This window comes from Candidatus Binataceae bacterium (genome assembly GCA_035294265.1).
In the GTDB taxonomy this organism is placed as follows: Bacteria; Desulfobacterota; Binatia; order Binatales; family Binataceae; genus DATGLK01.
Map to the genome: position 1 here is coordinate 1 of DATGLK010000036.1, position 8,531 is coordinate 8,531.

Genomic DNA, 8,531 nt, shown 5'->3' on the forward strand with positions numbered 1-8,531 from the left:
TGATCGCGCGCTCCATGCGGACCAGCCCAATGCGGAACTGATTTTCCACCAGCTCGCCCACCGCACGCACCCGTCGGTTGCCCAGATGATCGATATCATCGACCTGGCCGTTGCCGTTTTTGAGTTCGATCAGGTAGCGCACTACCTCCAAGATGTCTTCGCGGCGCAGGGTGCCCTGTTCCAAGGGGACGTTGACTTTGAGCTTGTGGTTAAGTTTGAGCCGGCCCACCCGCGACAGGTCGTAGCGCTCGGGATTGAAAAACAAGTTGTTGAAGAAAGCGGTCGCGGTTTCCATGGTCGGCGGATCGCCGGGCCGCAGCCGCTTGTAGATCTCGATAATCGCCTCGTCCGGACCGCCCAGCTTGTCCTGCGACAGGGTCAGGCGCAGCGGCCCACCGCCGGGTTGATCCTCGGTGTAGAGCACCTCCAGCCGCTTGATTCCGCGCGCGCGCAGTTGCTCGATCAGTTCCTCGCTCAGCTCTTCGTTGGTTTGCAGCAGGACCTCGCCGGTGGCCGGATCCACCACGTCGTGAGCCGCGATCCGCCCGCGTACCTCGTCGATCGCGATGGGCACCTCTTCCAAATGGGCGGCTTCCATCTGACGCACCACCGCCTTGTTGAACTTGCGCCCCTCGCGCGCCAGCAGTTCGCCGCTTTTCGGATCCTTCACATCGCGGCTGACCCGTGTGCCCAGCAACTGTTCGGGCTTGAACTGCTTGGCGAGCTGTTTGCCCTCCAGGATGATGGTGTCCTTGCGATAGTAATAGTTGAGCAAGTCCTCGGTAGTCATGCCCAACGCCCGCAACAGTACGGTGGCCGGAAATTTGCGCCGCCGGTCGATCCGGACGTAGAGCACATCGCGCGGATCGAACTCGAAGTCGATCCAGCTGCCGCGGTACGGAATGATGCGCGCCGAGTACAGCAGCTTGCCGGTGGAGTGAGTCTTGCCCTTGTCGTGCTCGAAGAAGACTCCGGGCGAGCGATGGAGCTGGGAGACGATTACCCGCTCGGTGCCGTTGACCATGAAGGTCCCGTTGCGAGTCATCAGCGGAATTTCGCCGAAGTAAACCTCCTGCTCCTTAACGTTCTTGATCGAACGGCGGCCGTTTTCTACGTCCCAGATGACCAGCTGGATCTTGACCTTGATCGGTGCGGCCAGGGTCATGCCGCGCTGATGGCATTCATCGACGTCGTACTTAGGCGCACCCAGTTCGTAGCTGACGAACTCCAACGAAGCGTTCTCGTTAAAGTCCTTGATCGGGAACACCGATTTGAAAACCCCTTGCAGGCCAACGTCGGCCCGCTCTTCCATCGAGGCCTCGGCTTGCAAAAAGTCGTCGTAGGAGCGTTTTTGAATTTCGATCAGGTTGGGAATATCGATGATCTTTTTGATTTTGCCAAAGGAGCGGCGAAGACGAAGGTTGGTCGTAACCTGCGACTGCTGAGCCATGTTCTCCCCACCCGCACCCGCGCGGGTCGCCGCCCGCCTCAGCGGCGGGCGGCGACCCGCGGGGTCGGAATGCGGGCCGCGCCCCTCAGGACGAGCCCGCGATTTTGTCACTGCCTGCGAATCAAAGTGTCACGGCTTAAGGCTAGTTCTGGGGATAGGAACGCCGCGCTCGCTATCCTTGTTGCCATTGTGAGCCTTACCGCGGTTCCGGGAAAGAGGCTCGCGCTACTTGAGCTCCACGCTCCCGCCCGCCTCTTCCAGCTTCTTCTTAATCTCTTCGGCCTCGGCCTTGTTGATCCCCTCTTTAACCGGCTTCGGTGCGCCATCGACCAGATCCTTGGCCTCTTTGAGCCCCAATCCGGTCAATTCACGTACTACCTTGATAACCTGGATTTTCTTATCCCCCGAGCCGGTCAAAACCACGGTGAACTCGTCTTTCTCGGGTGCCGCCACCGCGGCCGCCCCTGCGCCCGCCGCAGGCGCCATCATCGCCATCGGCGCCGCTGCCGACACGCCCAACTCCTCTTCGAGCTCCTTGACCAGGGCGGCCGCGTCGAGCAGGGACAAATTTTTGAGATAGTCCTTGACCTGGTCGCGGCTGAGCTGTGCTTCTGCCATTGCGCTTGTTCTCCTCGAACTCCAGTCTGAGATAACTGCTTGGGCGCCGGCCGCGGGGCCCGACGCGTCAACTTCCGCTTCAGCCCTGCGCCGGCGGCTCGGCCGCCTGTGCCTTTTTGGCGAGCGCGTCCATCAAGCGGGCCAGCCCAGCGCCGGGCTCATTGAGCAGGCGCACCAAGCGGCTGGCCGGGGCTTGAATTAGCCCCAACAACTGCGCGATTACCACCTCGCGCGGCGGCATCGCGGCCAACTGCAGGACTTCTTCGCGCGAGAGCACCTGGCCGTCCAGCAAGCCGCCGCGTAGCTTGAACTTGTCTCCGGCGTCGCGAAATTCGCTGACCGCCTTGGCCGCCGCCACCGGGTCGCCGAAGCTCAGGATCACGCCCACCGGCCCACCCAGGTAACGCTCCAGGCCGGCGAACCGACCTTGGCCAATAGCGCGACGCATCAGGGTATTCTTGGCGATCTTGAACTCGGCGCGAGCCGCCCGCATGCGGCGGCGAAATTCGGTTGATTGGGCCGCGGTCATGCCTTGATATTCCGATACCAGAGCCAGCTTGGCCTCACCCATGCGCTGGGTCAGCGCGGCCACCAACGCCCCTTTGTCACTTCGCTTCATAGCCTGCCCGCGACCCGCTTCCCTTAGGCGGCCGCGGCCGCCACCGCGCTCGCTTCATTGTTGTCAACCCGCACTCCCGGCCCCATGGTCGAGGACAGGGTCACACTCTGTATGTAGTTGCCCTTGGCGGTGGGAGGTTTGGCCCGGATCAGCGCGGCCAGCAGCGCTCGCGCGTTCTCGGCCAACTTGGTCGAACCGAAACTGATTTTGCCCAAGGGCGCATGGATTACGCCACCCTTATCGACTCGATAATCCACCTTGCCGGCCTTGACTTCGCCTACCGCCTTGGCGACGTCAAAGGTAACCGTCCCGAGCCGCGGATTTGGCATCAGCCCGCGCGGGCCCAGGATGCGCCCGATACGGCCGACCGCCCCCATGATATCAGGGGTTGCGATCACGCTGTCGAATTCCAGCCAGCCCTCGTCTGCGATGCGCGCCACCAGTTCCTCGCCACCGACGATATCGGCGCCCGCCTCGCGGGCCTCACGCTCCTTATCGCCCTTGGTCAAAACCAGTACCCGCACGCTGCGACCGGTACCGTTGGGCAGCACCACAGTGCCGCGCACGTTTTGGTCGGCTTGGCGCGGATCGACGTTGAGTCGCACCGCTAGCTCCACGGTTTCGTCGAATTTGGCCACTCGGTTGTCTACCACCATTTGGAGCGCTTCCTCCAGCCGGTAGCGACGCGCGCGATCGATCTTCTCGGCCGCCTTGCGATAGTTCTTCCCTGCCATCGCGCTAACCTACGACGTCGATTCCCATGGAGCGCGCGGTCCCCGCCACGGTACGCATTGCACCCTCCAGGTCCTTGGCGTTGAGGTCATTGAGCTTGGTCTTGGCAATCTCCTCGACCTGCGCCTGCGTGACCTTGCCGGCCTTGCTCTTGTTGGGAGTGGGCGAGCCCTTGCCTACCGCAGCCGCCTTGAGTAACAGCACCGAAGCGGGTGGACTCTTGGTAATAAAAGTGAAGGAACGGTCGGCGTACACCGTAACCACCACCGGAATCACCAACCCCTGCATGTTCTGGGTTTGGGCGTTGAAGGCCTTGCAAAACTCCATGATATTGACCCCACGCTGACCCAGCGCCGGTCCCACCGGTGGGGAAGGATTGGCCTGGCCCGCAGGAATTTGCAACTTGACCTGCCCGACTATTTTCTTTGCCACGACTTTGGAAACTCCACCGTCCGCCGGCTCACGGTCGGACAAAAACACACACGGCCCAGGCTTTCACCCCCAGCGATGCGCCGCGGGTGGGACTAGGCTTTTTCTACCTGAATGAAATCCAGTTCGACGGGTGTAGCCCGCCCAAAAATCGAAATCAAAACCCGCACTTTGCCCTTTTCAGGCCGTACCTCTTCCAAGGTCCCGTTAAAATCTTGAAAGGGACCATCGACCACCTTGACCGATTCTCCCACCTCAAACAAGACCTTGGGCTTGGGTTTGAGCGCCCCTTGCTGCATCTGTTGAGTGATTTCCATCACTTCCGACTCAGGAACCTCGGGCGGCGCGGTGGCATGGCCGACGAAGCCGGTGATCTTGGGCGTATTCTTGATTACGTGCCAGGTTTCATCGTCGAGTTCCATGTTGACAAAAATATAGCCGGGAAAGAACTTGCGGCTGGAGGTCTTTTTCTGCCCCCCTTTGCCCAGTTCCACTACTCGCTCTACCGGTACCAAGACCAGGAAACGCCCTTCATGGTCACGTCCGAACTTGTCCTCCATCTTGAGCGTCCGGATACGCTCCTCCAGCGCCGCCTTAGCCTTGTGCTCATACCCCGAATAGGTGTGAATCACATACCATTTCTTAGGGCGGCTGGAGGGCACGACCTCATGACTTACCGTTTCGTCGGCTGGCACCTGCTTGTCCTCTAAGTTCAGTTGCTTCTTAGAGCGCAAAATGCGCTTAACTCAACAACTGCCGTACTACCCGGGTAGCGGCCAAATCCACCAATCCCAGCCATACCGCCATCAGCAGCGTAATCACCACCACTACCGCCGTAGCACGCATCGCTTCTTTAGGCGTGGAGAAATGGACTTTGCTCAGCTCCGTCCACGATTCGGTGAAAAAATCGACCGCTTGCGTTATTCGCGCTTTAATCTTACCCATCAGAAAGCCAAATTCCTATATGGCTGGGGCAGAGGGAGTGGCGGGCCAGGCAGGATTCGAACCTGCAACCCTCGGATTTGGAGTCCGATGCTCTGTCCAATTAGAGCTACTGACCCTGAACCGGCCAAGCTTGGCTGGGTGCCCTTCGCCAAAATTAATCTTCGTCTCTTAAATTAAATCTTCGTCTCTTTATGCGGAGTATGGCTGCGACAGGCAGGACAAAACTTTTTTATTCCCAACTTGTCGGGCTGCCGCTTCTTGTTCTTGGTAGTGGTATAATTCCTACGCTTGCAGTTATCGCACGCCAGCCCGATCAAATCTCGCATTGCTCGCCTCGTATAATGTCAAAGCCCACGACGGGAATCGAACCCGTGACCTCTTCCTTACCAAGGAAGTGCTCTACCGACTGAGCTACATGGGCACCCTTTTCAGCCGCCCTGCTCCGTGGAGCGGGAAACGGGACTCGAACCCGCGACCCCGAGCTTGGAAGGCTCGCGCTCTACCAACTGAGCTATTCCCGCTCTCCGCCCAGGTCTGGTGCTGGTGGAGAGGGGAGGATTCGAACCTCCGAAGGCATTAGCCGGCAGATTTACAGTCTGCTCCCTTTGGCCACTCGGGAACCTCTCCTCGCTTGCCCAGCCCATAAGCCGATGGCCAGAATCGAACTGGCAACCTACTGATTACAAGTCAGTTGCTCTACCTTTGAGCTACATCGGCTGAGGCTAAAGCGTAATCTGTATGCTGCCCGCGTCGCAGTGTCAATAAAGGCGCGCCCACGATGGCCGATCATGCTGGTTTTTTGCCATCTTTTCGCCCAAGTTTGGATGGCAACCTACCCAGTGCGGCCGCGAAGAGCCGGGCGTGTGCTCACAGCGCGTTGACCAGGGCGCCGAACAGTCCCTCACGGCGCCGGCGGATGGAGAACAAGGCAACCCCGCTGGCGACCGCCACATTGAGCGATTTGAGTTTGCCGTAGAGCGGAATCCGCAGCCCGAAGTCGGCTCGTTTCTTGACCAGCGGTCGCACGCCAGCTCCTTCCGCCCCAATGACCACGACCAGGCGACGCTGCACGTCGAGTTCCTCCAGAGTTTGCTCACCCTCTGGGGTAAGGACCGCAATCCAATAGCCGGCCTGCTGCAGTTCTTCCAGAGTGCGCACGACATTACCGCACTGGGCCAGTCTCAGATGCACCCAGGCCCCGGCCGAAGCCTTGATCGCGACCGCGCTCAGCTGGGCGGTGTGATCGCGCGCGATAATCACCGCCTTGAAGCCCGCGCATTCGACCACCCGCAGGATGGCGCCCAAGTTGCGCGGATCAGTCACCCCGTCGATCAACACGATCAGCTCGGGCCCAGCCTCGATCAAATCGGCCGTCGTCAAGTACTGATAGGGCCGCACACTGGCAACCAACCCTTGATGGCGCGCCTGTGAGCCGGCCGCTCGCTGTAACTCAGCCTCCTCGACCACGCGTACTTCTCCCCCTGCTTCCTTGACCCGAACCGCTTCGGAGGCGAACCGGCGCTGGTCGCGCGCGCGCAGGTAGAGCACCCGCACTAGCTTGGGATTGACCGCAAGCAGCTCCCGCACCGGCTCCAGTCCGAAGATAAGCTCGCCTGACACTCGCCCCTCCGGTACCGCGCGCGCCGGCCGCCCACCCTCCGGCTTTGGCGGCGCAACTGCGCTCTGCGGTCTCACTGACCTGCCTTTTTGCTTGAAATCTCCCATTTGCGCGACTCCGCGGTTGGTACCCTCGGTGCATTGTGCCAGGGTGCTTGCCTTGATGCTTCGGCGCGACCAAGCTTAGCTTCGTCGCTCGATGCGCGCCAACAAGCCGTGCTCCGCGTAAAAACCATCGACCGGTATATCCTGGGGGAAGTGCTGGCTCCGTTGGGCTTGGGCCTGCTTCTGCTGACCTTTGCTCTGGTCACCGGACGCCTGCTCAAGCTAATCGATCTGATGGTCAATCACGGCATCAGGCCAACCGAGGTGCTAAAGCTTATCGGCTTCATTATCCCCAGTTTTCTGGAATTAACCTTTCCGATGGCGCTGCTGCTGGGGACCTTGCTCGGCTTTGGCCGCATGTCATCCGACCAAGAACTGACCGCGGCACGGGCCTCCGGCATAAGCTTGTACCGGCTCTCAATGCCGGTGCTGATGCTCGCGCTGGTGATTTACGCGCTTTCCAACTGGCTGGCCTTCGGCTTGCGCCCGTGGGCCAACGCCTCACTGCAACACGAGCTCTACCATGTGGTGCGCTCGCGGGCGACCGCTGGGCTGAAGGAAAAAGTTTTTAACCGAATGTTCCCTGGACTGGTGGTTTACGTTGATCGGATCTATCCGCCTGCGACACGGCTGGGCGGAATCCTGATTTCCGACGAACGCGATCCGCGCCAGCAATCCACCATCGTCGCCCGCAGCGGCCTGGCAGTTCCCAACGAGCGGGCGGAAACCGTCACCCTACGCCTGCTCGACGGCTGGATTTACGGCACCGACGCCTACACTAACCGTACCCACCTCACCCGTTTCGCGCTCTACGACCTTACTATCGCCCCGGGAGCCGCGATGGGCTTTGTACGCCAGGACCCCGAAGAGATGAGCTACCATAAGCTACGCAGCGTGATAGCTGCGGCACGCCGGGTCGGCAAGCCCGACTACGAGGCCGAAAGCGAGTTGGCACAGAAATACACCGTCCCCTTTGCCACCGTACTATTCGCCCTGCTGGGGGTAACGTTGGGGCTCAAACCAGCCCGCGGCGGGCAATCCGAACGCTTTGGCATCAGCCTCGCATTTTTCTTTTTCTATTATGCCATGATGAAAGTGGGGCAGACGCTGGCCGAAGCTGGCCGCCTCAATGCCTTTTTAGCCTTGAGCATCCCCGATCTGGTCTTTGCGATCGTCACCGCCATTTTATTCTATCGCAGTGCCACCGATCGTTCCGACCAGGGGCGCGGAGTGGGCGATCTGTTCTGGGATCTCATGGATCGACTGGGCCAGCGCCGGGAGGCCGCATGAGACCGCGGTTGTCGCCTACGGTCGACCGGTTCCTGGGCAGCCGTTTTCTGGAACCCTTCGTGACCTCGCTAGGAGCCTTCAGCGTGGTTTACCTGTTGGCTGATTTTTTTGATCACCTCGACGACCTGATAACCTACCACGGCCTGGGCTGGCTGGCTCTGCAATATTTTACCCTTCAGCTGCCTTTTATCGTTACTCAGTTGATGCCGGTCGCCTGCCTGGCCGGCATCCTGCTCAGCTTTGCTTTGCTCAGCCGCAACGGCGAGGTGCTGGCCTTTCAAGGCCTTGGCATCAGCCGCTTCGAAATCGCCCTACCCCTGCTGGCTTTGGGCTTGATAGTTTCGCTGGTGGATTTCGGCTTGAGCGAGACCGTGGTCCCGGTCGCCAGCCGCCGTGCCAAATATCTGTTCACGGTCAAGCTTAAGCAGCGCAAGCTCAACGCCGTCTTCGCCGACCAGCGCATCTGGCTGCGCGCGCGCAACGGTTTCATGTCGGTGGACAGCTACGACGCCGCTCACCAACGCCTGCGCGGCATCACTTATTTCCGGCTTGACCATGGCTTTCAGCTGCAAACTCTCAACATGGCCAAAAAGGCTCAGTGGGATGGCAAACGCTGGGAGTTGCAGGACGTTCACGAGGTGCTGATTAACCCCAAGGGCCAGGTCAGCACTCCTCCCGAAACTTCCTTTCCAGTGGACTTCCGTCCCGCCGACTTCGGGCTGGTGC

At 60.3% G+C, this 8,531-nt stretch carries 11 protein-coding genes and 5 tRNA genes; 2 read left to right on the top strand and 14 right to left on the bottom strand.

The genetic code is table 11. The annotated features are described in order from the left end of the window. The 14 genes from VKV28_06755 to rlmB form a co-directional block, all read right to left on the bottom strand. A partial coding sequence (locus VKV28_06755) for a hypothetical protein (GenBank protein HLH76495.1) occupies positions 1-1,450 on the bottom strand: 1,450 nt, incomplete at its 3' end. A 225-nt stretch (positions 1,451-1,675) separates the two neighbouring features. Beyond that, the gene (gene rplL, locus VKV28_06760) at positions 1,676-2,068 is read right to left on the bottom strand and encodes a 50S ribosomal protein L7/L12 (protein HLH76496.1); all 393 of its coding nucleotides are present in this window, start codon (positions 2,066-2,068) and stop codon (positions 1,676-1,678) included. Between the two features lie 79 nt (positions 2,069-2,147). Then, positions 2,148-2,687 carry a 50S ribosomal protein L10 gene (gene rplJ / locus VKV28_06765; GenBank protein ID HLH76497.1) on the bottom strand — a complete coding sequence of 180 codons (540 nt, stop codon included), beginning with the start codon at positions 2,685-2,687 and terminating at the stop codon, positions 2,148-2,150. 23 nt (positions 2,688-2,710) lie between these two features. Beyond that, positions 2,711-3,421, bottom strand: coding sequence for a 50S ribosomal protein L1 (gene rplA / locus VKV28_06770; protein ID HLH76498.1), 711 nt, complete (start codon positions 3,419-3,421; stop codon positions 2,711-2,713). Positions 3,422-3,425: 4 nt separating this feature from the next. Then, a complete protein-coding gene (rplK, locus tag VKV28_06775) occupies positions 3,426-3,851 on the bottom strand; it encodes a 50S ribosomal protein L11 (GenBank protein ID HLH76499.1) in 426 nt (141 codons plus the stop codon). 92 nt (positions 3,852-3,943) lie between these two features. Further along, on the bottom strand, positions 3,944-4,543 hold the full coding sequence (gene nusG / locus VKV28_06780; protein HLH76500.1) for a transcription termination/antitermination protein NusG: 600 nt from the start codon (positions 4,541-4,543) through the stop codon (positions 3,944-3,946). Between the two features lie 46 nt (positions 4,544-4,589). Then, a complete protein-coding gene (gene secE / locus VKV28_06785; protein ID HLH76501.1) occupies positions 4,590-4,793 on the bottom strand; it encodes a preprotein translocase subunit SecE in 204 nt (67 codons plus the stop codon). Between the two features lie 38 nt (positions 4,794-4,831). After that, positions 4,832-4,909, bottom strand: a tRNA-Trp gene (locus VKV28_06790). A 57-nt stretch (positions 4,910-4,966) separates the two neighbouring features. After that, complete coding sequence (rpmG, locus tag VKV28_06795; GenBank protein ID HLH76502.1) at positions 4,967-5,119, bottom strand: 50S ribosomal protein L33; 153 nt, start codon at positions 5,117-5,119, stop codon at positions 4,967-4,969. A 22-nt stretch (positions 5,120-5,141) separates the two neighbouring features. Continuing rightward, positions 5,142-5,214, bottom strand: a tRNA-Thr gene (locus VKV28_06800). A 24-nt stretch (positions 5,215-5,238) separates the two neighbouring features. Then, a tRNA-Gly gene (locus VKV28_06805) sits at positions 5,239-5,314 on the bottom strand. Between the two features lie 20 nt (positions 5,315-5,334). Beyond that, a tRNA-Tyr gene (locus VKV28_06810) sits at positions 5,335-5,420 on the bottom strand. An 18-nt stretch (positions 5,421-5,438) separates the two neighbouring features. Continuing rightward, positions 5,439-5,510 (bottom strand) — tRNA-Thr (locus tag VKV28_06815). A 150-nt stretch (positions 5,511-5,660) separates the two neighbouring features. Then, the gene (rlmB, locus tag VKV28_06820) at positions 5,661-6,413 is read right to left on the bottom strand and encodes a 23S rRNA (guanosine(2251)-2'-O)-methyltransferase RlmB (GenBank protein HLH76503.1); all 753 of its coding nucleotides are present in this window, start codon (positions 6,411-6,413) and stop codon (positions 5,661-5,663) included. 213 nt (positions 6,414-6,626) lie between these two features. Here rlmB and lptF point away from each other — a divergent pair, with 213 nt between their 5' ends. Together lptF and VKV28_06830 are read left to right on the top strand one after the other, a co-directional pair. Next, positions 6,627-7,805, top strand: a complete 1,179-nt coding sequence (gene lptF, locus VKV28_06825; GenBank protein ID HLH76504.1) for an LPS export ABC transporter permease LptF — start codon at positions 6,627-6,629, stop codon at positions 7,803-7,805. Beyond that, on the top strand, positions 7,802-8,531 hold a 730-nt coding region (locus VKV28_06830; protein HLH76505.1), incomplete at its 3' end, for an LptF/LptG family permease. The genes lptF and VKV28_06830, both read left to right, overlap by 4 nt.

Coding starts and splice junctions, on each gene's coding strand:
- rplL (HLH76496.1), bottom strand. CDS start 2,068: ATGGCAGAAGCACAGCTCAGCCGCGACCAGGTCAAGGACTATCTCAAA.
- rplJ (HLH76497.1), bottom strand. CDS start 2,687: ATGAAGCGAAGTGACAAAGGGGCGTTGGTGGCCGCGCTGACCCAGCGC.
- rplA (HLH76498.1), bottom strand. CDS start 3,421: ATGGCAGGGAAGAACTATCGCAAGGCGGCCGAGAAGATCGATCGCGCG.
- secE (HLH76501.1), bottom strand. CDS start 4,793: ATGGGTAAGATTAAAGCGCGAATAACGCAAGCGGTCGATTTTTTCACC.
- rpmG (HLH76502.1), bottom strand. CDS start 5,119: ATGCGAGATTTGATCGGGCTGGCGTGCGATAACTGCAAGCGTAGGAAT.